23 protein-coding genes are annotated in these 23,357 nt (G+C 63.0%); 8 read left to right on the top strand and 15 right to left on the bottom strand.

Annotated elements, in window-relative coordinates; genetic code table 11:
• Positions 1–43: 43 nt before the first annotated feature.
• The 4 genes from speE to VOI21_RS06000 form a co-directional block, all read right to left on the bottom strand.
• On the bottom strand, positions 44–898 hold the full coding sequence (gene speE / locus VOI21_RS06015) for a polyamine aminopropyltransferase (protein WP_323768738.1): 855 nt from the start codon (positions 896–898) through the stop codon (positions 44–46).
• A gap of 124 nt (positions 899–1,022) precedes the next feature.
• Entirely contained in the window at positions 1,023–1,544 is a 522-nt protein-coding gene (speD, locus tag VOI21_RS06010) for an adenosylmethionine decarboxylase (protein WP_323768736.1), read from the bottom strand.
• Between the two features lie 195 nt (positions 1,545–1,739).
• Positions 1,740–2,786 carry a hypothetical protein gene (locus VOI21_RS06005; protein ID WP_323768734.1) on the bottom strand — a complete coding sequence of 349 codons (1,047 nt, stop codon included), beginning with the start codon at positions 2,784–2,786 and terminating at the stop codon, positions 1,740–1,742.
• Positions 2,783–3,127 carry a hypothetical protein gene (locus tag VOI21_RS06000; RefSeq protein WP_323768732.1) on the bottom strand — a complete coding sequence of 115 codons (345 nt, stop codon included), beginning with the start codon at positions 3,125–3,127 and terminating at the stop codon, positions 2,783–2,785. The genes VOI21_RS06005 and VOI21_RS06000 overlap by 4 nt, the downstream gene beginning before the upstream one ends.
• Positions 3,128–3,363: 236 nt before the next feature.
• Between VOI21_RS06000 and rplM the strand changes: the two genes are divergently transcribed.
• From rplM to VOI21_RS05985, 3 genes are all read left to right on the top strand, one after another.
• The gene (rplM, locus tag VOI21_RS05995; RefSeq protein WP_323768729.1) at positions 3,364–3,828 is read left to right on the top strand and encodes a 50S ribosomal protein L13; all 465 of its coding nucleotides are present in this window, start codon (positions 3,364–3,366) and stop codon (positions 3,826–3,828) included.
• Complete coding sequence (gene rpsI / locus VOI21_RS05990) at positions 3,828–4,316, top strand: 30S ribosomal protein S9 (RefSeq protein WP_323768727.1); 489 nt, start codon at positions 3,828–3,830, stop codon at positions 4,314–4,316. The genes rplM and rpsI overlap by 1 nt, the downstream gene beginning before the upstream one ends.
• Before the next feature lie 163 nt (positions 4,317–4,479).
• A complete protein-coding gene (locus tag VOI21_RS05985) occupies positions 4,480–5,517 on the top strand; it encodes a glycosyltransferase family 2 protein (RefSeq protein WP_323768725.1) in 1,038 nt (345 codons plus the stop codon).
• Between the two features lie 9 nt (positions 5,518–5,526).
• On the opposite strand, the gene VOI21_RS05980 is transcribed toward VOI21_RS05985, so the two are convergent.
• From VOI21_RS05980 to VOI21_RS05935, 10 genes are all read right to left on the bottom strand, one after another.
• On the bottom strand, positions 5,527–6,387 hold the full coding sequence (locus tag VOI21_RS05980) for a sulfotransferase family protein (RefSeq protein ID WP_323768723.1): 861 nt from the start codon (positions 6,385–6,387) through the stop codon (positions 5,527–5,529).
• Between the two features lie 59 nt (positions 6,388–6,446).
• Complete coding sequence (locus VOI21_RS05975; protein ID WP_323769263.1) at positions 6,447–7,067, bottom strand: TetR/AcrR family transcriptional regulator; 621 nt, start codon at positions 7,065–7,067, stop codon at positions 6,447–6,449.
• Positions 7,068–7,086: 19 nt separating this feature from the next.
• On the bottom strand, positions 7,087–7,956 hold the full coding sequence (ppk2, locus tag VOI21_RS05970; RefSeq protein WP_323768721.1) for a polyphosphate kinase 2: 870 nt from the start codon (positions 7,954–7,956) through the stop codon (positions 7,087–7,089).
• A 79-nt stretch (positions 7,957–8,035) separates the two neighbouring features.
• Positions 8,036–8,995 (bottom strand): alpha/beta hydrolase, encoded by a 960-nt coding sequence (locus VOI21_RS05965; protein WP_323768719.1) that lies wholly within the window; start codon positions 8,993–8,995, stop codon positions 8,036–8,038.
• Positions 8,996–9,034: 39 nt separating this feature from the next.
• Positions 9,035–9,961: a homoserine O-acetyltransferase/O-succinyltransferase family protein gene (locus VOI21_RS05960; protein WP_323768717.1), complete on the bottom strand. Its 927-nt coding sequence runs from the start codon at positions 9,959–9,961 to the stop codon at positions 9,035–9,037.
• A gap of 76 nt (positions 9,962–10,037) precedes the next feature.
• Positions 10,038–10,895 (bottom strand): ATPase, encoded by an 858-nt coding sequence (locus VOI21_RS05955; protein ID WP_323768715.1) that lies wholly within the window; start codon positions 10,893–10,895, stop codon positions 10,038–10,040.
• Positions 10,896–10,953: 58 nt separating this feature from the next.
• Complete coding sequence (locus tag VOI21_RS05950) at positions 10,954–11,859, bottom strand: DMT family transporter (RefSeq protein WP_323768713.1); 906 nt, start codon at positions 11,857–11,859, stop codon at positions 10,954–10,956.
• Positions 11,860–11,991: 132 nt separating this feature from the next.
• Positions 11,992–13,272: an outer membrane protein transport protein gene (locus VOI21_RS05945; RefSeq protein ID WP_323768711.1), complete on the bottom strand. Its 1,281-nt coding sequence runs from the start codon at positions 13,270–13,272 to the stop codon at positions 11,992–11,994.
• A 170-nt stretch (positions 13,273–13,442) separates the two neighbouring features.
• On the bottom strand, positions 13,443–14,306 hold the full coding sequence (locus tag VOI21_RS05940) for a DMT family transporter (protein ID WP_323768709.1): 864 nt from the start codon (positions 14,304–14,306) through the stop codon (positions 13,443–13,445).
• A 253-nt stretch (positions 14,307–14,559) separates the two neighbouring features.
• Entirely contained in the window at positions 14,560–14,874 is a 315-nt protein-coding gene (locus tag VOI21_RS05935) for a DUF1476 domain-containing protein (protein WP_323768707.1), read from the bottom strand.
• Between the two features lie 282 nt (positions 14,875–15,156).
• Here VOI21_RS05935 and purC point away from each other — a divergent pair, with 282 nt between their 5' ends.
• Complete coding sequence (purC, locus tag VOI21_RS05930) at positions 15,157–15,918, top strand: phosphoribosylaminoimidazolesuccinocarboxamide synthase (protein WP_094035802.1); 762 nt, start codon at positions 15,157–15,159, stop codon at positions 15,916–15,918.
• 161 nt (positions 15,919–16,079) lie between these two features.
• Positions 16,080–18,683, top strand: a complete 2,604-nt coding sequence (locus tag VOI21_RS05925) for a trypsin-like peptidase domain-containing protein (RefSeq protein WP_323768704.1) — start codon at positions 16,080–16,082, stop codon at positions 18,681–18,683.
• Here the strand turns inward: VOI21_RS05925 and VOI21_RS05920 are convergent, their stop codons facing one another.
• Entirely contained in the window at positions 18,684–18,890 is a 207-nt protein-coding gene (locus VOI21_RS05920) for a hypothetical protein (protein WP_323768702.1), read from the bottom strand. It abuts the gene before it with no gap.
• Between VOI21_RS05920 and VOI21_RS05915 the strand changes: the two genes are divergently transcribed.
• The 3 genes from VOI21_RS05915 to purQ all read left to right on the top strand — a co-directional run bounded on the left by VOI21_RS05915 (position 18,889) and on the right by purQ (position 23,318).
• On the top strand, positions 18,889–22,167 hold the full coding sequence (locus VOI21_RS05915; protein ID WP_323768700.1) for a right-handed parallel beta-helix repeat-containing protein: 3,279 nt from the start codon (positions 18,889–18,891) through the stop codon (positions 22,165–22,167). The genes VOI21_RS05920 and VOI21_RS05915 overlap by 2 nt on opposite strands.
• Before the next feature lie 113 nt (positions 22,168–22,280).
• A complete protein-coding gene (gene purS, locus VOI21_RS05910) occupies positions 22,281–22,511 on the top strand; it encodes a phosphoribosylformylglycinamidine synthase subunit PurS (RefSeq protein ID WP_323768698.1) in 231 nt (76 codons plus the stop codon).
• Between the two features lie 141 nt (positions 22,512–22,652).
• Positions 22,653–23,318 carry a phosphoribosylformylglycinamidine synthase subunit PurQ gene (gene purQ / locus VOI21_RS05905; RefSeq protein ID WP_323768696.1) on the top strand — a complete coding sequence of 222 codons (666 nt, stop codon included), beginning with the start codon at positions 22,653–22,655 and terminating at the stop codon, positions 23,316–23,318.
• Positions 23,319–23,357 lie beyond the last annotated feature (39 nt).

Genomic DNA, 23,357 nt, shown 5'->3' with positions numbered 1-23,357 from the left:
CCTCCGGGGGAGTCGCGTAGCGGCGGGGGCAGAGCCCCCACTGTCACGGCATCAGTTTCAGTACATACCTTGGCAGGGCAAAGGCGGCCTTGTGAACCTCGGGCGTGTAGTAGTCTGTTGTGATACCCGCGTCCGAAAAACGTTGTTGCAGGACTTCTACTGGCACCGCCCGTGCGTCGCCGTCCGTGCCCCAGCCAAAGGCCATCGGGCCGCCCGCGTAGGTGGGGATCGTTGCCATGTAACAGCTGGCGTCCGCGAACAGCGCTTGAAAGGCGCGCATGGTGTTGGTCAGCTCATCGCCCTGCATGAAGGGCACGCCGTTTTGCGTGACGAGGACGCCGCCGGGTGTCAGCGCGCGTTTCGCGTGGCCGTAAAAGGTGTCTGTGAACAGGACCTCACCGGGGCCAATCGGGTCGGTGCTGTCGACGATGATCACGTCAAAGCCGCCTTGAGTCACCTTCATGAACTCGGCCCCGTCGGCGATCACCAGATCCAACCGCGGATCTTCAAAGGCGCCCTGCGACAACATCGGCAGGTATTGTTTTGAGAAGTCCACCACACCGGCGTCAATCTCGACCATGGTGACATGATCGACGGATGTGTGTTTCAGCACTTCACGCGCCATGCCACCGTCGCCGCCGCCGACGATGCAGACGCGTTTGGCCGCGCCATGGGCAAGGATCGGCACATGGGTCAGCATCTCGTGGTAGATGAAATTGTCGCCCTCGGTGGTCTGGATCACGTCGTCCAGAGTCAGGACTCGGCCAAAGGTGCCGTTCTCGAAAACGCGCAGGCGCTGGTGGTCGGTCTCATTGTCGTACAGCAGCTTGTCGACGGTCAGGCTTTGGGCGTAGTGGCCGTGCAGCTGTTCGCGCATCCAGTCGGGCGTGTCGGTCATCTTTGGTCTCCTGCGGGTCCCGGGCGCGAAACGAGAAGGCGGGCCGGGCATCTCAAATGGGATGGGTCAAGAAAAAAGGGCGGCACAGGCCGCCCTTGGTCGGGGTTAAGGTCGTGTGCGGCGATCAGGCCGCGACGCCAGCCTCTGACACCACGCCTTCGCCGCGCTTGAGTTCCTTGACACGCACATCGGCGGTGCCAAACGCGCGGGCCAGAACGTCGACGGCTTTCCAAGGCTGCGCGTCGCCGCACATGAAGACGTCAAAGGCACCGTAGCCGATTTCCGGCCATGTGTGGACCGAGATGTGGCTTTCGGCCAAAACGGCCACGCCGCTCACTCCCTGCGGGCTGAACTTATGCGTGTGGATGTGCAGAAGGGTTGCGCCGCAGGTGTCCACGCAGTCGCGAAAGGCCTGCTGAATGCGCGCCTCATCGTCCAGACCGTGCCCGTCGACCACCTCGATGATGAGATGGGTGCCAGCAAAGACGCTGCCGTCGCGACGGATGAAATGATCATCGCGGTCCTCGTCGAACACGTCGCGCGGGGATGTGGAATCGTTCGCGGGGGCGAGACCCCGGGTGGTGTCTTCCTCTTGGGCGCCTGTCTCCAGACCGTACCCCAGTTGGAAGAGGTTGATGTCCTTCATGACATTCCTCCTTCAATCCAGTAGTGCGTTCCAGTCGGTCCCTTAGCGCCCCCCGAAGACACATAAGCCCAGCATGTGGCTGGGCGTCCGGGTTGGGATCGGTTCCGAAAGTGAGGCCCACCTAAGACCGACCTTTGAGTCGATCAACCCCTTTTTTCTGCATCTGCGAAGAAAGTTTTGTGACGGTGTACGGGCTCACGGTGCAGCGCCGGCCCCCCACAGCAGACCAAATGCGATGATCGCAAGACTGACGGCGGCGGCGTAGTACGTCAGTTTGCGCGTACAAAAGGGCCGTTCGCCAAAGGTGCGCCCGTCCAGACCGGAGACCACCACCTTCATCGGTTGATCGTTCCAGCGATAGTGCAGAATCCAGACTGGCAGCAGGATGCGGCGATAGCGGATGCCCGAGGTGTCGGTGTTGAAGGTGATGTCCGAAACGCCGCGCTTGTCGATGCGCGCCTTGATACGGTTACGGATCAGCAGCCGTTTGTCCGACTCATTGGCCTCTAGCCCCTGCGCGACGCTTTGGTGATGACGCTCTGCTGCGAACCCCGCCAGATACCCGGCGCGGTAGGGGCGCAGGCGGCGCGGGTCGAAGTGGTGCAGGATGCCGTCGCGGATCAGCGGGGTGACATGCGGGCTGGCGGGCATCAGCAAGTCGTCAAAGGCTATCTTCATCTGGCCGCTGGTGCGGTGCTTGCGGCGGTTCTTGCCGCTGCCTGTGGTGTAGCTGGCCCAATAGTCGACGGCCTCATGGCTGTCGAAGGTCCAGAACGGCGCGTAAAGCCCTGCGACACGGGCCTTTTCAACGGTCTCGGATAGCTCACGCGGGGCCGCGATCCGGCCCTGGACCCAATCCAGCGCGTGGGTCTGCGCGGCCTTGTCCGGCACCCGGAACGGGATCAGCGCAGTGGTGCGATAACCGTGATCGGTGGTCGACAACACCACGGCACCGTCGCAATAGGGGCACCGGTCCGACAGGGCGGCACCGGTAAACACCACTTCGCCGCCGCAGGTTTCACAGCGGTGGGCGCGCATGTCGGGCAGGTCGGGCGGCAGTGTTTCGGGCGTGTCGGCGCGATAATCGGTCTCGGCGCTGGCCGCGCTGTCCCATGGGCTTTCCAACCCCTGCGTGGTGCCGCAACTGGTGCATTGCAACATTTGCACATTGGGATCGTAGACACATTGGCCGCCGCAGGACGGGCACCGTAGGTCCGACTGGTCTGTGCGGGGCGCGGTCACGAATCCGAGTCCGACAGGGCGCTTGCGATGTGCAGCAGGATCTCCAGCCGCAGCCAGGACCGCGCCACGGCACCGCCCAGATCGCCGGACGCGCCCCAGTCACCGATGATGGTGGCGGCAAACCAGACGGCCATCCCCCAGAAACCGATCATCGACCAACCCGCTATGGTGCGCAGGAATCCGGCCGATCCGCGTTTCAGTTCGTGCCGCGCCTCGTGGACCTCGACCATCTTCCGTATGACACCCGCGCCAGAGGCGGTGGCGAATGCAAAAAGAAGAAGACCGGACAGAAGTGGGCCGATGGCGGGCATGGCAGGGACCTTGGGTTCTGGTATCACCATTTGATGCCCCGCCCGGGCGAAGGGTGCAAGTAGGGCTTCTGCCCATTGCATGGGGCGTTGCCAGATCCAGAATTTGTGGGGTATTATTTTACCATTATTGTAAGCATCTGTTTTTGCGTACAAAAATTAGACGCGTCGCGCTTGACTGGAAATTTCGCCTGCGTATAACAGCGCAATCGGATTTCGGGCCGGGGCGCATGCCTTGGCCCTTCTCAATCGAACGGACAAGTAACGTCATGAAAACCTACTCTGCAACTCCGGCAGACATCGACAAGAAATGGATCGTGATCGACGCCGAAGGCATCGTTCTGGGCCGTCTCGCCTCGATCGTCGCCACGCGCCTGCGCGGCAAGCACAAGCCTTCCTTCACGCCTCACATGGACATGGGTGACAACGTCATCATCGTCAATGCGGACAAGATCCAGCTGACCGGCAAGAAGCGCGAAGAGCACTTTTACTGGCACACCGGCCACCCCGGCGGGATCAAATCGCGCACCAAGGCGCAGATCCTCGAGGGGGCCCACCCCGAGCGCGTGGTCCTTCAGGCCGTCAAGCGCATGCTGCCGGGCAACCGCCTGTCGCGTCAGGTGCTGACCAACCTGCGTATCTACGCCGGTGCCGAGCACCCGCACGAGGCCCAGAACCCCGAGGTTCTGGACGTGAAAACGATGAACTCCAAGAACACCCGGGTGTCGAAATAATGGCTGATCAGATCAACTCTCTCGAAGAGCTGGGCGCCGCTGCGGGCGTCGAAGATGTTGTGGTCATGGAAGAGGCTCTGCGTGAGCCGGTTCGTGACGAATTGGGTCGCTCTTATGCCACCGGCAAGCGGAAGGACGCGGTTGCCCGCGTCTGGATCAAGCCGGGCTCGGGCAAAGTCGTTGTGAACGGCAAGGACATGGACAAGTACTTTGCCCGTCCGGTTCTGCAACTGATCCTGCGCCAGCCGATGCAGGTTGCCGGTGTCGAAGGTGAATTCGACGTCATGGCAACCGTCAAGGGCGGCGGCCTGACCGGTCAGGCCGGTGCGGTCAAGCACGGCATCTCGAAGGCGCTGCAGCTGTACAACCCCAGCCTGCGCGGCGCGCTGAAGGCGGCAGGCTTCCTGACCCGCGATAGCCGTGTCGTTGAACGTAAGAAGTTCGGTAAGCGCAAAGCGCGTCGTTCCTTCCAGTTCTCGAAGCGTTAATTCGTTTCGGACAATCCAATTGCAGGGGCCCTTTGGGGCCCCTTCTTTTTTTGGTTTGTGGGGGACGTCGATTGGACTTGACCCAGTTTGCAAAAAAAAAGACCCCGCTTGCCTGCGGCAAGCCCCCCGGGATATTTGAAGACAGAAGAAGCTGGGGGCGTGGATGGACACCGTCGGGATCGAGGATGCGGGCCGGTTGGCGCGGGTGGTGTCGGGTCAGGTGGACCCGGCGCGTCTGACCCTGTTTTCCACGATGAAGAATGAGATGGGGTTCCTGCCGGCGTGGTTGGACCACCATCGCGGGATCGGGTTTCAGCAGTTCCTGATCTGGGACGATGCCTCGGACGATGGGTCATATGAGTATCTGTCGGCGCAGCCGGATGTGATTGTCATGCAGTCCGACTTCAGTTTCGGCGCTGTGCTCCGGTATCGCGATCCTGATGGAGTGATGCGGGAGGAACGGGCGGGCACCTATTTCAAGATCTCGCTGCCGCATCTGTTCTTTGACGGCGCTTTTGTCGGTTATGTGGATGCGGATGAGTTTCTGATCCTGCCACCGGGGGTGGCGTCGATTGGTGAGGTGGTCGCGCGCTTGGCGTCCGAGGGCGCGCCTTCGGCGGTGGCCTCGGTGGTGGAGTTTTTTCCGGCCTCAACCTCGGGGCTGGAGGGCGGGCTGCCGCAAAGCTTTGCGGATTTGATCGCGGCCTATCCGTATTTTCAGGCAGAGCAACTGGTGGACTTGCGCCGTGGCAGTCAGCCGGACTTGAAGGGGAAGTCGAAAACAGCGCGCCTTTTCAAGAGGTTTTCCGTTGAACCTAAAGTGGTCCGCCGCGGGTGGCATCGGCTCTGGATGCCTTCACGGGAAAAGAAGGCGCAGGAATTTCAAAAATCTCCCCGGCACAAGACGCCCTTGGTCCGTCGCGACGCAAATAGCCGTCTGACCGGGTCGCACTATGGCAATCTGCCGCCATCGCCCGATGTCTTGCTGACCGTGGCGCATTTTGTCTTTACCGCGCAGTTCGCGGACAAGATCGCACGCGCGACGCAATGGGGCGCACATGCCAATGCCGCTGCGAAATATCGCTACTACGCCCAATTGCTGGAAAAGATGCGTGGCGCCGAGAACGGGTTTCTGGATGAGAATTCGGTGGCTTATGAGGGGCCGCAGCAGTTGATCAACTGTGGTCTCATGCGCTGGTAAGCGCAGCCTCTAACTCGCGCTGGTAAGCGCGAAACGCGCGGAGGGCCAGACCTCGGCGATCTGTGGCAGGCGTTGGGCCACGGCCTTGTAAACGGTGGCATAGTGGCGGGCGATTTCGGCCTCAAGTCCCTCAGAGACACCGGATCCTTTGGCGCGGCTGTTGACCGCGCGCATGCCTGCCTGCGGATCGACCGGAACACCGGCAAAGCGCGACAGGTCCGCAATTCCGTTGGCGGTAAAGAGCGTCTCGAACGGCGTCACAAAGCGGTCCTCGGGGGCAAAAACCGCCTCGATGGCCTCCAGTGTCAGGTCATAACGCGCGCGTGCCTCGGCCTCTGGCGTGGCATAGAACTCGGCCAGCGGTGCATCGTTCTCGGCGCTTTCGGCACGGCGGCCCTTTTCCATCTCCATCCGCAGGTGTGAGCGCAGGCGATCCACAGGATCACGCACGGAAAACAAGATCTTGACGGTGATACCTCGTGTCGAGAATCCATCGCGCAGATGCGCCAAAACTTCGGCTGGGAGCGCCGAATACGACGGGGTGACATCACCGGTGCGGGTCACGCCGGGTTGGTTCAGAAGCCCCGCGAAATAGTCGAAGTAGGCAGTCTCATCGCTTTGCAGACGCCAGCGCAGGTGGGCGGCGGGTTCCGGCGCGCCAAGCGCGACCTTGGTCCGCGCGCGCAGTTTGCCCAGAAACGACGGCTCTGGTGCGCGGTAGCGGGCAAAGACGCCGCCCAGCCGGTGTTCCCAAGCCTGATATTCGCCCAAGCGCCCGAAATCGGACCCCGCCTGCCGCGCCAGATAGGCCTGTATCCAGGACGATCCGCATTTCTGACCGCCAAGGCCGAGAAAGAAGGTTTTCGTCATTGTCGCTCCATCGTCTCTGCCAATGGGGTTCTAGCCCAAAGCGGCGGTGTGGTCGCGGCTCATTTGTCGGCGGGCAACAGGCCCAGCCCGCGCAGGTAGACGCCGATGCCGGTCTCCAGCAGGTCCTCGGGCGGAAAGGGGGCCTGGCTGCCGGGGGAATTGCGTGCAAAAAGCTCAACCACCCCATGCGACAGCGCCCAGATATGGGCCGAAAACATCGCCGGAGGCGGGCGTTTTTCCGGTGGGATATGCTGCGACAGCCGTTCCGCTGCCTTTTCCAGAACGCCGCGCGCGCGGGCAGAGACCGCCGCGAGTTCCGGCGAATGGTTCACCGAGACACCCGATTCGAACATCGCGATGTAGTGGCCGGGGTATTTGCGGGCAAAGGCCAGATAGGCGCGGCCCGTCGCCTCAAACGCCGCCAGATCCGACGGCTGACCCTTTTTGTAGGCGTAGTCCATCACGTCGGCAAAAATCTCATAGCCCTGCAGCGCGGCCTCTGCGATCAGATCTTCACGCCCCGAGAAATGCCGGTACACGGCGGCCGGCGTGACGCCCGCCTGTTTTGCCGCCTCCGAGAGGGTAAAGCCGGTGGGGCCTTTTTCCTCGATCAGCTTCAGCGCGGCATCGACCAGCGCTTGGCGCAGATTGCCGTGGTGATATCCGCGTTTCTTGATCATCATCGCGCGCGGGCGGCCCTCAGGCCTCCCAGATCTCCGGCCCGCCCAAGATGTTCGTGTCGACCGCGCCGAGGGCCTTGGGGTCCTTTTGGGTATAGTCCAGATGGCTGAGCAGGTGCCGGATGGCGGCCAGACGCGCGCGTTTCTTGTCGTCCGACCGGATCACCGTCCAGGGCGCGGCGGATGTGTGGCTGCGGGCCAGCGTTTCTTGGATGGCGGTGGAATAGGCATCCCATTTCGCCAGCCCCTCGACGTCGATATTGCTGAGCTTCCACTGTTTCAACGGATCGCTCTCGCGTTTGAGAAAGCGGCGCAGCTGTTCGGCGCGCCCGACGTTCAGCCAGAACTTGAACAGGTGAATGCCTTCATCCACCAACATTTTCTCAAAGTCGGGCACCTGCGTAAAGAAATGCTCGCGCTGTTCGTTGTCGCAAAAGCCGAAGACATGCTCGACCACACCCCGATTGTACCAGGAGCGGTCAAAAAAGACGATTTCACCGGCGGCGGGCAGATGGTCGATGTAGCGCTGGAAATACCACTGCGTCGCTTCGCGGTCTGAGGGTTTGCCAAGCGCCACAACGCGCGCGCCGCGCGGGTTCAGGTTCATCCGGAACCGTTTGATCGTGCCGCCCTTGCCAGCGGCATCGCGGCCCTCAAAGACCATGGCGATGCGCGCGCCGGTGTTCTTGGCCCAGGCCTGCATCTTGACCAGTTCGATCTGAAGACGTTCCATTTCCTTGTCGTAGGTCTTGGTCTTCATGCCCTCGGAATAGGGATAGCTGGTATCAAGGATGTCGTCCTTGTCGGCACGGGTGATCGCCTCACGCACCGGTTTCGGCGCGTCGTTCTGGTAAAAGCTGGAAATCGCGCCGTCGAAAGGGAGCGTCATTTGGGGCCTCCGTCGGTCTAAGTGACCGGTACTATGGGATGTTAATCGGATTAACGCAAACCATTCGGGCCGGGCGCGATCACCGCAGTCCGGCCCGCGCGGCGGCGCGGTGGATCGCCTCTATCACCGCGCCGGGGCGGGCGTGTTGTGGCATGTGGCCGACGTCCGGCAACGCGGTCAATTGCGCATCGGGCAACAGCTTTGCCGCTCCCTCGGCGTGAATGTCGAACCACACGGTCTTGTCCGCTGTGCCGTGCAACAGTTCGACCGGCAGGTCGAGGGTGGAATAGCGGTCGGACATGTCGGTCAGTGCGGCGCGCAACTGATAGACCTGTCGCCCGTTGGCACGGATCACGTGACGTTGCAGGCTGAGACCGGGGCCGATGTGGGCAAGATAGCCTTCGGGCATGGTTTGCGGGGCAAAAATCCCCTCGACCGCATCGCGGGTGCCCATCGGATCAAGGAACGCGGTGACCAAAGGCGCGACCAGCGCGCCACCAAAGGCGTTGCCAAGCAGCCGGTATTGAAAGTCCAGTTCGCCGGGCCACGGCATGATCGCCCCGCCCAGCGTGACCAGCGCCGCCGCGTCGTGGTCCAGACCCCATGCCATTGCCACGGCCCCGCCAAAGGAATGGCCAACGACAATGGGTCTTTCGATGCCCAACTGGCTGGCGGCGGCGGCAAGCAGCGCGGCCTGTTCCTGCGGTGTCTCGGCCTTGGTGTTGAACGCGCCGCGATGCACCTCGCGCCGCCCGCTGTGGCCCAGTCCGGGCCGGTCAAAGACCGTCACGCGGTAATCCTGCGCCAGCTTGTCCAACAGATCGAAGGTAAAGTCGCGCAAGTTGCCGCTGGCCCCGTGCAGCAGCACCAGATCCGGCCCGCTGCCTTGTTGGACGTAGTGGACCGGCACGCCGTCCACCTCGACAAAGGCCCCCACGGCGGGCCAACGGTCCAGCGCCGCCGCCTCTCGTGCGCCGGCACGCCACTGCACAAAGACGCCGCCGCCCAGCAGCGACGCGATAAGGAGCGTTCCGATCATGCGCAGCACCGCTTTCGTCCTGTGTCGCCTGTCGGCCCGTCAGCGGGCCGTCCCGATGGAGGATAGCTCAAACGGAGTCGACTGGTAGATCTCATTGATCCAGTTGCCGTAAAGCAGGTGCGCGTGGCTGCGCCAGCGGTTCTGCGGCGGCAGGGCGGGGTTGTCATCGGGATAGTAGTTGGCGGGTACGTTGATCGTCTTGCCGGCCTCGATGTCGCGGTCATACTCTTCTTTTAGCGTGCTGCTGTCGTATTCCAGATGGTTGAAGATATACAGTGCCCGGTGGCATGGGTCCTCGACCAGACAGGGGCCGGTGTCGGTCGAATCGATCAGGATCGGCAGACCTGCGGCGGCCACTTCTTCGCGGCGGATCTCGGTCCAGCGTGAGACCGGGATCACCATATCGTCGGAAAAGCCGCGCAGATAAGGCGAGGCAGGTGCCAGATTCTGGTGCCGCACCGCGCCAAAGGCCTTGGCGTCCAGCAGGTGTTTTTTCACCCCGTGGAAATGGTTGATCATCGCCATCCCGCCCCAGCAGACGCCAAAGGTGGAATGGACATGGGTTTGCGTCCAGTCAAAGACCTGGCACAGCTCGTCCCAATAGGTGACGTCTTCAAAGGGCAGATGTTCGATCGGTGCGCCGGTGATGATCAGACCGTCGAACTTTTCTCCGCTCTCGGCCACGTCCGAGAAGGGACGGTAAAAGTTCTCCATGTGCTCGGCGGCGGTGTTCTTGGCCTGATGCTCGCTCATCCGGATCAGCGACAGTTCGATCTGTAGCGGCGTCGCGCCGATCAGCCGACAAAACTGGTTCTCTGTCTGAATCTTCTTGGGCATCAGGTTCAGCAACCCGATGCGCAGCGGCCGGATGTCCTGACGCGCGGCGTGCTCTTCTGCCATGACCATGACGCCCTCGCGCATGAGCACGTCAAAGGCGGGCAGGTCGGAGGGCAGCTTGATGGGCATGTCAGGGGTCCTGTTGCGGCGAAGCGGTTAGATAGGGGATCGGCGGGGGCGGGACAAGGCGCGTGCGGGTACAGACCTAGCCGGGCAGGGCGCGGGCGATCAGATTGGTGAAGTCTTCCTCGCTTTGAACGCGGGCCATGTCTTCGGCCTCGACGGTCACGCCCCATTTCTGCGCCATGCCTTCATACAGTGGCTGGCGGTGCGCCAGCGCGCGCGCGTAGGTCCAGCGGATAAAGGCGTCGGGGTCGACCTTGTCCTCTGTCAGGCCGGTCTCGGCCAGATAGGCGGCCCATCCAGCGGCAAGGAAATCCGGGCGATAGGCCATCGGTTTCGGGGCCTTGTCAAAGCGGCGGATCAATTCATCGGTATGGGCGTCAGAGCCGCGAATCCAGACCATCAGCGCCTGCTGGCTGAGCGCGGTCAGGATCTCATCGTCGGGATCGTCTGGATCGACCCATTCACAAATGCTGCCGCCGGTGTCGCAGATGAAATGCGGATAGCCATAGAGGTCTTGGGCGCGCGAGGTAAAGTATTCGGTGTCCAGCAGCGCCTGCCGTTCCGCGCGTTCGAACTGGGCCTGTCGGCGGCGGTATTCGGGCATCGGCATGCCGCCCTTGTCCGGGTTGCCGGGCTTGCCCAGATAGGTTGAGACCGGCGTCAGGTTATGGAACGAGATGTTCGACCCGATGTAGATCGAGTCCGTCATCAGAAGGTCGCGCAGGAACGGCACCTGCATCGCGTGCCGCTTGGCGTTGTCGACGATGTATTCGCCCATGTAGCGGGTGCCGATGCGGTAATCGATCGAGTAGTGGAACCAGTTGCCGGTGCCGCGCAACAGGTTCGAGACATGGGTCTTTCCCAAACCCGACATGGCAAAGAGGACCACGCGTTTCTTCGGCGCATCGCGCCACGCGCGGGCATTGGGGTAGAGCATCGCAAGTCTTTCCCTGAAAACCGGTTTCAGGATGACCTACGCGCGGCGCGGCGCGGCGTCAAACCCTGACCATGCGCGCGTATAGCCGACCGTCCAGCACGCTGAGACCCAAAGCCAGCAGTGCCAACCCGGCATAGGCCCCGGTGTGCAGCTCTTCGCCACGCACCAGCGCACCCAGCAAGATGGCGGTCGGCGGGATCAGCAGCGTCACCAGCAGCAGGTTGCCCGACCCGGCCATCGCCAGCACTCGGTAATACAGCAGATAGGCCAGCGCCGTGGCGATCAGCGCATAGTACAGGATCGCGCCCCACGTGGCCGGGGCAAGGGCCAGAGAGGGCACGCCCTCTGTCATCAACGTCAGCGGCAGCATGATCGCGGCAGAGCAAGTCAGCATCCCGGCGGCAGCGGCCAACGGTGCCAGCCCGCTTAGCCGGATCCGTGCCCATGCCCCCGCGCAGGCATATGAAAATGTCCCTGCAATCACCGCCAGTTGCGCGGTCGAGGTCAGGTCAAGCGTCAACAGCGCAGCCGGCCCGATGGCGGTCACGACACCGGCAAACCCCAGACCGACCCCCAGCGCCTTGCGCCGCGTCAGACGCTCATCGGCAAAGACCATCGCGGCCACAACCACGCCAAAGATCGCCGTCGTCGCGTTCAGGATCGAGGTCAGGCCAGTGGGGATATGCAACTGCCCCCATGCCATCAGCGAAAACGGAATGGCGTTGTTCAGCAACCCCATCCCGAACAGCCCGACCCAGACCCGCCGCCCCTTGGGCAAGGGAATGCCGCGCAACAGGATCACCGGCCAAAGCACGGCAGCGGCGATGACGGTGCGGAACAGCACCGAGGTCAGCGGGCCGATCTCATCCAGTGCGGTGCGGATCGCCAGAAAGGAGCCGCCCCAGATCAGGCTCAGCAGGACCAGTTCGGCCCAGGCGCGGGGGGAAAGGGAGGTCTGTGTCATGGCACGTGGATACCCTCGCGCCTTCGCGCAGGCGATCCGGAAAATGCGGTTTCATCGTCCGCCGAAAAAGAAACGCCCGGAACCATCTGGCTCCGGGCGTTTCCCTGTCGTGATGCCTGAAAGGCAGGAGGGTCAGAAGGTCACTTCGGCCTTGAACCCGATGCCGACAGCGTGGTTGTCGCGGAACTCGGCGGCCTTGATCCCGGCGACCCCGGCGTCTGCATCGCCCAGCCAGGAATAGTTGATCCCGCCAGAGATCTTGACCGGGCCTTCGGTGAACTGGCCACCAAAGGAAATCCCCTTAAGCCCGTCGGTCGGCCCCAGCGGCGACACGGTCCGGTTGCCGGTGGGCGGCTCATAGCTGAGCGTCACCGATCCCGCGAAACGATCATTGAACCGCTTGGCCACACCCAGCGTAAAGCGGTGCGCATCGTCAAGGTTCACCAGATCGCTGCCCAGCCGCGACGGAACGATGTCCACCGCCGAAAACTCTGTCCAGCGATAAGAGGCGGTCAGCAGGGTGCCCGCGGCGATCCCGGTCTGGAACTCAAGGTTAAAGCTTTGCGGTGAGACATAGTCGATCTCATCATCGTAGCCCGGTGTGGTGCCGTCGAAAGTGGTGCCAAGCAGGTCTTCGCTGATGGTTGCGGTATGCTTGGTTTCAAACCGATAGGTGCCCGCGATGCGCAGGGCGATATCGGGGATCTCGTAGGCCGCGCCGATCAGGTAGTTCGGGCTGGTGGATTCCTTCATCCGGAAGGCATAGCCGCCGGTGGCGTTGAAACCGCCGACCACGCCTGCAACCGCTCCGCCCAGTGCGGCGGTGGTGCCCGCGCCATAGGTGGTGTCGATCAGCGTGGCGGCAGCAATGTCACCGGCCAGAGCGGCCCCCAACGTCGCCGGATCCAGGCCGGGCACGGTGCCCGCCACACCGGCGGTCGCGATGGCGCCTGCATAGGCCTGACCGTTCAGCGAAACCTCTGCGTCGATGCTTTGCGCGCCGATGCCTGCAAAGACGCTGATGCGGTCGGTGATCTTGTAGCGGCCGACGATGGTCATCGCGTTGCTGTTGAGGTCCGCCTTTGTCCCGCCCAAGGCGGAAGTCAGCGGGTCGGCGTTGTAATCGACGTCGACGCCATAAGGCTTGTCCACGATGAACGCCCAGTTGAACTGCTCGTTGACCGATTTGGTAAACGTCAGTCCGGTCTGCGAATAGCGTTTGGCGACATCATAGCTGGCCCCACCCGCGTCGGTGCCGGTTACCGAAGGCGTCACCAACCCAAAGGTCAGCGCGGTGCTGCCGTCAGCGGCAAAGATGGCAGACGCGCTCTGTCCCGAGCGATCGAGTCCGGCGGCAAAAGCCGACCCGGTGGTCAAGGCCAGCACGCTGGCCCCCACAAGCATATTCTTCATTTTTTTATCCCTCATCCCCTGAGTGTGGGGTGTCTCCTGCGACAAAACGTATGGGGGAGATGGCTGTTCGGTCAATCTTTGACGGGACGTCACCCTTTGCGCCGGGAACGTAGCGTCACGTTTTTGTAACAGCCCAAAAGAATAGGGGCGCGCGCGTTAACCATTTGGCATCACGCCCGTTTGCGGGTTTCAAACCAGATATTGGCGTAGTTCGCGCCAAAGATCACCAACGCCCCGACCAGCACCAGCGGGTCCAGCGGTTCAGTGTACAGCAGCACGCCGACAATCGCGATCACCGGCAAGCGGGCGAAATCAATCGGCATGACCACCGTGGCCGGGGCCAGCGACAGCGCCGTGGTCAGGCAGAAATGCGCAACCAACCCGGCAAAGGCGATCAGCACAACCCAAGGCAGGCTGACGGCAGAGGGCAGGGCGATGTCGCCGTCGATGCCGGCGCAGATCAGGCCAAAGGCCGCCTGCATGACCGTCAGCCAGAACAGGATGCAGGTGATCTTTTCGGTGCGCGTCAGCAGCCGGGTATAGACCGCCGACCCGGCAAAGCCGATGGCCGCAAGGGCGGCGGTCAATTGGCCGATATGGGCGGTTTCCGGCGACGGCCGGGTGACGATCAGAATACCGATAAAGCCCACCACCGCGGCGGCGACGCGATTGGGGGTCAGCCGCTCTGACAGGATCAGCGCGCTCAGCACCATGACCCAGAACGGCGAGGTGAATTCCAGCGCAAAGACCTGCGCCAGCGGGATCGCGGTGATCGAGTAGAACCACAGGTTCTGCCCCGAGAAATGAAAGATGTTGCGCAGCAGATGGGTGCCCATGCGGCGGCGGGTGATGTCGCCCAGACGGCCCGCCAGCCCCGCGACGCCCACGACGATGGCGATGCCGATGATCGAGCGAAACAGCATGATTTCAAACGTGTCGAGGTCAAGGCTGACCGCCCGCCCGGCAATGGCCATCACGGTAAAGGAGGCGATGGCGCCCGTCATCCAGAGGCAGCCGCGCAGGGTATCGTGCATGGGAAATGGTCCTGTCCGTTCCGCCACGCATCTGTGCAGAGCGCCTCGAAAATGTCCAGTGACGGAAAAGGGGGCGCTGCCCCCGCCGCCCTGCGGGCGTCCCCCCCGGAGTATTTGTCACCAAGAAGAAGCTCTGAAGGGCAAGAAAGGTCGGGTCGGGCAAGGGGCGGCTGTTCGGGTTTCTGTTGGGGGCGCCATGGAAAAGGCCGGCCACAGCGGGCCGGCCTTGATCCTTGGTGCGGTGGCGGGCCGGTCAGACCTCTTTCATGATCTGGTCCTTGGCGATGATCAGCAGGCTGCCGCGTTTGGCGCGGATCTCATCCGCTGTGGCCTTGTCGCCCAGATCGCCCGCGACCTTGCGCACCACGTCCTCATGGCCCGCTTCCTCGAAGTCCGCCTTGACGACCTCGATGGCATAGCTGCTGGCGTCTTCGCCAGTCTTGCCCAGCAGTTCCGCCGCCCAAAGGCCCAGCAGCTTGTTGGCGCGCGCTTCGGCCCGGAATTTCATTTCCTCGTCATGCGCATATTTGTTCTCGAACGCGTTTTCGCGGTCATCGAAGGTGGTCATTGCTCTCGCTCCCTCGGGAAGAATGGTTTGTGCATGGTATGCCGCCCCCGGGGCCGCTTCGCAAGGCTGCGTAGTCCGCCTGCGGCATCGAATCCATTTCAACCGCCTCACGGCGGCCATGAATCTTTCGAGGACAAGGCGCACTGCGCTACCGAAAAGCCATCCGCTCTGGTTTGCGGCCCGCGCGCGGCGGGCTGTCTCTTGCAGCGGCGGCTCCCATGGCTTATGGCATCGGCACACCGCGCTTCGGCGCGGTTTCGTTGTTTCCCGGAAAGGGCCCTCATGGCACGGCGCAAGAAAATCTACGAAGGCAAGGCGAAGATCCTTTACGAAGGCCCAGAGCCGGGCACCATCGTGCAGTACTTCAAGGATGACGCGACCGCCTTCAACGCCGAAAAGAAAGACGTGATCGAGGGCAAAGGCGTTCTGAACAACCGCCTTAGCGAATATTTCATGGTCGGCCTGAACGGCATCGGCGTGCCGACGCATTTCATCAAGCGGCTCAACATGCGTGAACAACTGGTCCGCGCCTGCGAGATCATCCCGCTGGAAATCATCGTGCGCAACTATGCCGCCGGGTCGCTGTCCAAGCGTCTGGGCATCGAAGAGGGCACCGCCTTGCCGCGCCCGATTGTCGAATACTGCTACAAGGACGACAAGCTGGGCGATCCTTTGGTGACAGAGGAACACATCGGCGCGTTTGGCTGGGCCAGCCAGCAGGACATGGATGACATCGTGGCGCTGGCGCTGCGGGTCAACGACTATATGTCCGGGCTGATGTACGGTGTCGGCATCCGTCTGGTCGATTTCAAGATCGAGGTCGGGCGCGTCTACGACGGCGACTATCAGCGCCTGATCGTGGCGGATGAGATTTCGCCCGACAGCTGCCGCTTGTGGGATATCGAGACTGGCCAGAAGCTGGACAAAGACGTGTTTCGCCATGACCTTGGCAGCCTTGCGGATGCCTATACAGAGGTCGCGCGCCGTCTGGGTGTGATGCCCAAGCAGGCCACGCACATGGCAAAGCCCAAGCTGATCAACTGACGACAGACAGGCGCGGCGCGCCTGTCGCCACGCCAGTTCGGGCGGGCCGCAGGGATGGCCCGTTCCAGAAGTCCCCCAAGGCGGGACATGTATTCCGGACTTGGCGCAACGGCACCCGACCGGGTATGCTCGGGCAAAGCCCTTTTGCCGGAGCGATTGCCATGATGCGCCGATCCCTTGTGACCTCGCTTGCCCTGGCCCTCCTTGCCGCACCGCTGCACGCGCAACCGGTCGAATTTGACCCGTCGGATTTCGGCAAGATCGTCGTCGCCAAACGGCAATCCGCAGGCACCGGCTTTGTTCTGGAACAGGCCTTTGGCGACTACCAGAACGAACCCGTCATCTCATACGGCGAGAAAAGCATTGCACGTCGCCTTGGCCGTCCGGTCGGGCGGCTGGATGTGCTCTATGGTAATGGCAAGACCGGCTATTGCACCGCCTTTATCGTTGATAATGAACACCTTGTGACCAACAATCACTGTATCCCCGGCGTCGGTGATCCGGGGGTTCAGGCGGCGCAATTCGTGGCGGGCTATGTCGATGCGGCCCATCCTGACACCGCCGAAAAATTTCAGGTACAGCTTCAGGCGTTGGAAACCAGCGCGCCGCTGGACTACTCGGTGCTGCGCGTCTTTGGCGACCCGTCTGCCCGTTACGGCACGGTCGAACTGGCCGACGCCGATCCCGAAAGCTCGGAATTCCTCTGGATCATTGGCCATCCGCAGGGGCAGGCCCAACACATCAGCCGCGAAGGCTGTGCCGCTGCCGATCCGCCGGTCTCGACCGAGGGCAAGGTGGTGCATAGCTGCGACACGCTGGGCGGCAATTCCGGCTCTCCGGTGTTCCGGATTTCCGACCGGCAGGTCGTGGCGCTGCACCACGCGGGTGATAGCCGCACCGGATTCAACTTTGCCATTCCGATGAAACGCATTCTGGCGAACAGCAAGATCCTCAAGGCGGCCGCGCCCGCCGGTCCGGTCGAGCCGCCGCAGGCCCCCAAAGGCGCGTGCGAGGTGTTGTGGGGCGCGGCGGAACAGCATGGGTGCCTTGGCTATCAGACCTTTCTGTCGCAATGCGGCGATCACGTTCTGGCCCCGCTGGCGCGCGGTCTGGCCGAGCGGTCGTGCAAGACGGATGTCGCGACAACACCGCCCACCGGCGGACCGGACCCTGCCGACGAACGGCTAAAGACCGAAATTGCCAAGGCGCTGGAAACCGCAGAGCGGCAGCGCGCCGAGATTTCCAAGGAAAGCGCTGCCGCCGAACGGGCGGTGCGCAGCCTGCAAGGCACGCTGACCCGCGCGCGGGCGCGGGCTGGGGACGCGGAATCCTCGTTCAAACCCGGCAGTGCCGAGGTGGCAGGCCTGTGGCGCGGCGTCGCCGACCAGATCGACAGCACCCTGTCAGAGGCCCGCGCTCGGGCGCAGGTCATGCCGCGTATGCTGGAGGACATGGACCGCCTGATAGACACCCTGCGCGGCGCGACGACAGAGGCAGAGGTGGATTCGGTCACCAAACGCACCTCTACCTTGTCCGAGTCCAGCCGCGAGCGGCTGGCCTTTGTCGTGGCGCGCAAGACCGTCGTCGACAAGCTCTTTACCGAAGGTGAGGCAACCGTGGTCGTGTTGTTGCAGGACGCGGTCAAGGATCAGACCGACACGTCGGCGGCCATCGCCTTGCGCAGCAAGATCCAGCAGGCGCAGACCGCGTCGCGCGCCCATCTCTCCGCTGCCCGCAAGGCCGGGATCGAGGCGCTGGAGCATTATGCGGTGCATGAGGTCCTGATCCGCGACGCCTATGCGCAGGCGTCGGCGGCGAAAAATGAGGCCGGCCCGGCCAGCGCCGAGATTTCCGCCCTGTGGGAGGCCTTGGCGCGCGGACTGTCCGGAGAGGCGCGGCGGATGAAAAGCCGTGTCGACGGCATGCAGCGCTTTACCGATACCATCTCGACCACGCTGGCCACGCTGCCGGACGCCAAGACAGAGGCTGACGTGACAGCGGCGCTGTTGCGGATTGAAGGCAACGCCGACCTGTCGTCGGATTGGCTGGGGCAGGTCGCAGCCCGCACCGCCAGCGCGCGCGAACAATTCGCCGAGACAGAGGTCAAGGTGGCCGCGCTGCGGGCGACGGCGGAATCCACCACCGCGCGCCCGGCCATCGTCACCCGCTGCCTTGAGGTCGCCATGCCGATGTTCGCGGTCGAGGGGATTGCCGGTGTGTCGCGTGAGGATTTTGACGCCGGATCGGCAGAATTGGCCTGTAGTGCCGCACGCAAGGTCAGTGATGACCCGGCGGTGTATTACGGGCTGGCCCGGGCGCTGATCGACCGCAAGCGGTATGACGAGGCGGTTCGCATCCTTGAGAATCCGCGCATGGACCGGTTCATCCCGGCGCGCTATTCGCTGGGCGTGGTCTACAACAGCGGGCTGGGCGTCCGTAAGGACTATGACAAGGCCATCGCGCTGTACCATGAGACGACCAATGCGGGTTATCCGCAGGGCAAGTTCTCGCTGGGGGTGTATTACAGCCTCGGGCGGGCGGTGCGCGTGGATCACGCGCGGGCCGGGGCCTTGCTTGTCGAGTCCATCGCTGACGGCTATGCCCATCCGATCACCCAGCTGCACAAACTGCCGGGGGGGACTACGCGGGCGATCCAGCTTGAACTGGTCAATCGCGGATACCTGTCCAGCCGGGACGTCGACGGGGCCTTTGGGCCAACCACGCGGCGCGCACTGGAACAACTGGCCGCCGCTGCGGGGCGCTGATCACGTATCAGTGACCGGAACCGGACAGCGGCGCACTACGCCGCTGTTTCCGCGATTGTTTCCATTGTGGAAAAAACCGAAATCGTGGCCGGAAACACCCGGTTTCCCTGCTGCCGCGTCCAGAAAGGCAAGGAATTCTTTACTTGGCGGCAGGGGCACGGTCACGGTACGTTCAAACTGTATTCTTGCCAACGGGGACATTGTCATGCGTCTACTCATCTCAGCACTCGCACTTTGTGCAGGGGCGGTTGCCGGCGGCCAAGCCGCCGCGCAAACAGCTCCCGCAGAGTTCGATCCAACGGATTTCGGAAAGATCATCATTCAACCACGCCAGTCCGCTGGCGGGGATGGTCTGGTCTTTGAACAGGCCTTCGGAGATTACCAGAACGAACCGATCATCAAATACGGCGAAAACAGCCCGATCATCAAACTGGGCCGCCCGATCGGTCGTCTGGACATGCTGTTCACCAACGGAAAGACCGCGTTTTGCACGGCCTTCATCGTCGATGACCAGCACATCCTGACCAACCACCACTGCATTCCCGGCATGGACGGCGACCCGACGGGGCGCGACAGCGGCGTGCAGGCGGCACAATTCGTGGCCGGCTTTATCAAGCCCGGCAGCTCGGAAGGGGTCGACCGCTACACCGTCAGCCCGCAGATCATCGAAACCAGCCGCGAGCTGGACTACACGGTGCTGCGCGTTTTCGGCAATCCGTCGACCAAATACGGGATGCTGGAACTCGCCGAAGAGGATCCCGAAGACAGCGAATTCCTCTGGATCATCGGCCACCCGCAGGGGCAGGCCATGCACATCAGCCGCGAAGGTTGTGCCGCCGCCAACCCGGCCATCTCTGCCGAGGGCAAGCTGATGCACAGCTGCGACACGCTGGGCGGTAACTCCGGCTCGCCGGTCATTCGCCTGTCCGACAAGCGCGTCGTCGGCCTGCACCATGCGGGCGACAGCCGCTCCGGCTTTAACATGGCGATCCCGATGACCCGGATCCTGCCGCAAAGCCGGGTGCTGAAGGCCTCGACCGGACCGACAAAAGGCCCGACCCCGACACCCACCCCGACCCCCAAGCCGACGCCGCAGGTCAACGCCTGTTCGGCGATGTGGGCCGAGGCCAAGATCCTTGGCTGTGCCGGGTATGAGGCCTATGCCGCAGAGTGCGGCGACCATACCTTTGCCGGCATGGCGCAGCGCATCATCGAGCGTGAGTGCGGCGTCCCGGTCAAGCCGGGCAAAGACACCGACATCGTCAAGCCCAAGGAAATCGATGGGCCCCTGCTGACGGTCAAGGCCTCGGGCGGTGACTATTCCGAACTGGCTGATGCCATCGCGGCAGCCGATCCCGGCACCCGGATCGAGGTTTATCCGGGCACCTACACCCGTGGCATCAAAGTGTCGAAGCCGCTGGAAATTGTCGGTATCGGCAACAAGCGCGACATCGTCCTGAAGGTCTCTGAGGACAACTCTGTCCGCTGGACCGCCGAGTCGGGCCGCATCGCCAACATGACCATCGCGCAGGACGGCGGAAAGTTCTTCAACTTCCATCTCGCCGCAGGCTCGGTGATCCTTGAGGACAGTGACCTGACCTCCAAGGGTCTGGCCGTGCTGGCCATCCGCAACAACAGCGGGGCCACCATCCGTCGCAACACCATCCGCGACGGCGCGCAGGGCGGTATCTTCATGTTCGAAAGCGGCAAGGCGCTGATCGAAGACAACACCTTCTTCGGCAACTCGCTTGCCGCGCTTGAGGTCAAGGAAGGCTCCGACCCCATCGTCAAGGGCAACACCATGCGTGACGGCGGCGGCTCGGGCATCTTTATCAACGAAGGCGGCAAGGGCCGGTACGAGGGCAACACCGTCTTCAACAACGCGCTGTCCGGCATCGAGGTAAAGGCCGCCGACAACCCGCTGATCTCTGGCAACACCATCCGCGACGGCCAGCAGGGCGGCATCATGACCTCTGACGCGGCGGTGTCGCGCATCACCAAGAACGAGATCTACGGCAACGCCTATGCCTCGATCGAGATCAAGACCGGTGCCAACCCGCAGGTCTACGAGAACATCCTGCGCGACGGTCAGCAGTCCGGTATCTACATCCACGATGGCGGCAACGGTGTGATCGAGAACAACCAGATCATCCGCAACGCCTTTTACGGCATCTCGGTCAAGGGCGACTCCAAACCTGTCGTGCGCTCCAACACCATCGCCAACAACGTCTACGAGGCGATCCGCGTCCGCGAAGGCGGCGGCGGCACCTATGAGCGCAATGACCTGTCGGGCAACGCCGCCGGCACCTTCCGTATCGAGGCTGACGCCGGCAATGTGATCCGCATCGGCAATATCGAAGGTCCGGGGCAGGTCACCACCACGCCCAAGCCTGATCTCAGCGTCAACGTGGTGACGGTCAAGGCATCGGGTGGCGGCGACTACCGCGATCTGGCCGACGCCGTGGCCTCCGCCGATCCGAACACCCGGATCGAGGTCTATCCCGGCACCTATACCCGTGGCATCGACGTATCGAAGCCGCTGGAAATCGTCGGGGTCGGTCCGGTGTCTGACATCGTGTTGAAAGTGGCCGATGACAACGCGGTGCGCTGGACGGCAGACTCGGGCCGGATTGCCCGGATGACGATCCTTCAGGACGGCGGCAAGTACTTCAACTTCCACCTCGCCGCCGGGTCGCTGATCCTCGAAGACAGCGTTCTCAGCTCCAAGGGTCTGGCCGTGCTGGCCATCCGCGACAACAAGGATGCCACCATCCGTCGCAACACCATCCGCGACGGTGCTCAGGGCGGTATCTTCATGTTCGAAGGCGGCAAGGCCACCATCGAAGGCAACGAGATCTACGGCAACAGTCTTGCGGGTCTTGAGGTCAAGGAAGGTGCCGATCCCTATGTCACCGGCAACACCATGCGCGATGGCGGCGGCTCGGGCATCTTCATCAACGAAGGCGGCAAGGGCCACTACGAAGGCAACACCGTCTACAACAACGGCCTCTCGGGCATCGAGGTGAAGGCCGCCGACGATCCGCTGATCATCGGCAACACTGTCCGCGATGGCCAGCAAGGCGGGATCATGACGTCCGACGGTGCCATCTCGCGCATCACCGGAAACGAGATCTACGGCAATGCCTACGCCGGGATCGAGATCAAGACCAACGCCAACCCCGCGGTCTATGAAAACACCCTGCGGGACGGTCAGCAGTCGGGCATCTACGTCCACGACGGCGGCAACGGTGTGATCGAAAACAACGAGATCTTCCGCAACGCCTTTTACGGGATCTCGGTCAAGGGCGCGTCCACGCCAATTGTCCGCGCCAACACGATCTCCAAGAACGTGTACGAGGCAATCCGCGTGCGCGAAGGCGGCGGCGGCACCTATGAGAACAACGATCTCACAGGCAACACCGCTGGCACCTTCCGGATCGAGGCCGACGCCGGCAACGTGATCCGCCGCGGCAACAAGGAATAAGCGGCCCTTACGGACTGCGATTGCGCCGCCCCTCCGGGGGCGGCGTTTTTCTTTGCGCTTGCATTCCCGCGCGTGATGCGGTTCCTGCGCGGCAAGCAATCGAGGGGACGATCATGAAAGTGCGCGTGCATGTGATGCTCAAGGACGGGGTTCTGGATCCGCAGGGCGAGGCCGTGCGCCACGCGCTTGGGGCGCTTGGCTTTGCCGGTGTCGGGTCCGTCCGTCAGGGCAAGGTCATCGAGATGGAACTGGCTGACGGCACCTCGGAGGCAACCGTGACCGAGATGTGTGACAAGCTGCTCGCCAATACGGTGATCGAAAGCTACCGCATCGAAACGCTCTGATCCGGCGTCCTGCCGGACGCACGGGGCCGGGGCCTGTTGGGCGGGGCCTGTTCCGGTAGTTCCAGACCCGCCAATGTCTTGCCGTAGCGGCCAAAGGCCGTTAGGGCAGGGCGCATCCGCCAGACCGAGGGGAGTATACCCATGAAAGCCGCCGTCATCGTTTTCCCCGGGTCCAACTGCGACCGTGATCTGGCCCGCGCCTTCGAAAAGGCCGGGTTGCAGGTCGATATGGTCTGGCACAAGGACACGTCCTTGCCCGACGGGATCGACATCGTCGGCATCCCCGGCGGCTTTTCCTTTGGCGACTACCTGCGCTGCGGGGCCATCGCGGCCAACGCGCCGATTGTCGGCGCGGTCAAGGCCCATGCAGACCGTGGCGGCTATGTGCTGGGTATCTGTAACGGCTTTCAGGTGCTGACCGAAACCGGCCTGCTGCCCGGCGCTCTGCTGCGCAACGCCGGTCTGAAATACATCTGCCGCACCGTGGGCCTGCGCGCCGAGGCCCCGTCGGTCTATATCGAAGGCTACGGGGCGGGCACCGAAATCGCCCTGCCGATCGCGCACCATGACGGCAATTACTTTGCCGACGACGCAACGCTGGACCGACTCGAAGGCGACGACCGCGTCGCCTTTCGCTACACCGACAACCCCAACGGCTCGGCCCGCGACATTGCCGGGGTGCTGTCGGCCAACCGCCGCGTGCTGGGCATGATGCCGCACCCCGAACGTGCAAGCGAAGCGGCGCACGGCAACGAGGATGGTGCGCGCCTTTTCGCCCATCTGACCAGCGCCCTGACCAGCGCCTGACGGCAGCCGACTTGAGGGTCGGCCCCGCGCAGCCTATTC

It is taken from the genome of Antarctobacter sp. (assembly GCF_034670325.1).
Taxonomy (GTDB): domain Bacteria; phylum Pseudomonadota; class Alphaproteobacteria; order Rhodobacterales; family Rhodobacteraceae; genus Antarctobacter.
The sequence above is the reverse complement of the archived record's forward strand: the minus strand, read 5'-3'. Positions and strand labels throughout refer to the sequence as shown.

Coding starts and splice junctions, on each gene's coding strand:
- speE (WP_323768738.1), bottom strand. CDS start 898: ATGACCGACACGCCCGACTGGATGCGCGAACAGCTGCACGGCCACTAC.
- speD (WP_323768736.1), bottom strand. CDS start 1,544: ATGAAGGACATCAACCTCTTCCAACTGGGGTACGGTCTGGAGACAGGC.
- VOI21_RS06000 (WP_323768732.1), bottom strand. CDS start 3,127: ATGGTGATACCAGAACCCAAGGTCCCTGCCATGCCCGCCATCGGCCCA.
- rplM (WP_323768729.1), top strand. CDS start 3,364: ATGAAAACCTACTCTGCAACTCCGGCAGACATCGACAAGAAATGGATC.
- rpsI (WP_323768727.1), top strand. CDS start 3,828: ATGGCTGATCAGATCAACTCTCTCGAAGAGCTGGGCGCCGCTGCGGGC.
- VOI21_RS05985 (WP_323768725.1), top strand. CDS start 4,480: ATGGACACCGTCGGGATCGAGGATGCGGGCCGGTTGGCGCGGGTGGTG.
- VOI21_RS05980 (WP_323768723.1), bottom strand. CDS start 6,387: ATGACGAAAACCTTCTTTCTCGGCCTTGGCGGTCAGAAATGCGGATCG.
- VOI21_RS05975 (WP_323769263.1), bottom strand. CDS start 7,067: ATGATCAAGAAACGCGGATATCACCACGGCAATCTGCGCCAAGCGCTG.
- ppk2 (WP_323768721.1), bottom strand. CDS start 7,956: ATGACGCTCCCTTTCGACGGCGCGATTTCCAGCTTTTACCAGAACGAC.
- VOI21_RS05965 (WP_323768719.1), bottom strand. CDS start 8,995: ATGATCGGAACGCTCCTTATCGCGTCGCTGCTGGGCGGCGGCGTCTTT.
- VOI21_RS05960 (WP_323768717.1), bottom strand. CDS start 9,961: ATGCCCATCAAGCTGCCCTCCGACCTGCCCGCCTTTGACGTGCTCATG.
- VOI21_RS05955 (WP_323768715.1), bottom strand. CDS start 10,895: ATGCTCTACCCCAATGCCCGCGCGTGGCGCGATGCGCCGAAGAAACGC.
- VOI21_RS05950 (WP_323768713.1), bottom strand. CDS start 11,859: ATGACACAGACCTCCCTTTCCCCCCGCGCCTGGGCCGAACTGGTCCTG.
- VOI21_RS05945 (WP_323768711.1), bottom strand. CDS start 13,272: ATGAAGAATATGCTTGTGGGGGCCAGCGTGCTGGCCTTGACCACCGGG.
- VOI21_RS05940 (WP_323768709.1), bottom strand. CDS start 14,306: ATGCACGATACCCTGCGCGGCTGCCTCTGGATGACGGGCGCCATCGCC.
- VOI21_RS05935 (WP_323768707.1), bottom strand. CDS start 14,874: ATGACCACCTTCGATGACCGCGAAAACGCGTTCGAGAACAAATATGCG.
- purC (WP_094035802.1), top strand. CDS start 15,157: ATGGCACGGCGCAAGAAAATCTACGAAGGCAAGGCGAAGATCCTTTAC.
- VOI21_RS05925 (WP_323768704.1), top strand. CDS start 16,080: ATGATGCGCCGATCCCTTGTGACCTCGCTTGCCCTGGCCCTCCTTGCC.
- VOI21_RS05915 (WP_323768700.1), top strand. CDS start 18,889: ATGCGTCTACTCATCTCAGCACTCGCACTTTGTGCAGGGGCGGTTGCC.
- VOI21_RS05920 (WP_323768702.1), bottom strand. CDS start 18,890: ATGACAATGTCCCCGTTGGCAAGAATACAGTTTGAACGTACCGTGACC.
- purS (WP_323768698.1), top strand. CDS start 22,281: ATGAAAGTGCGCGTGCATGTGATGCTCAAGGACGGGGTTCTGGATCCG.
- purQ (WP_323768696.1), top strand. CDS start 22,653: ATGAAAGCCGCCGTCATCGTTTTCCCCGGGTCCAACTGCGACCGTGAT.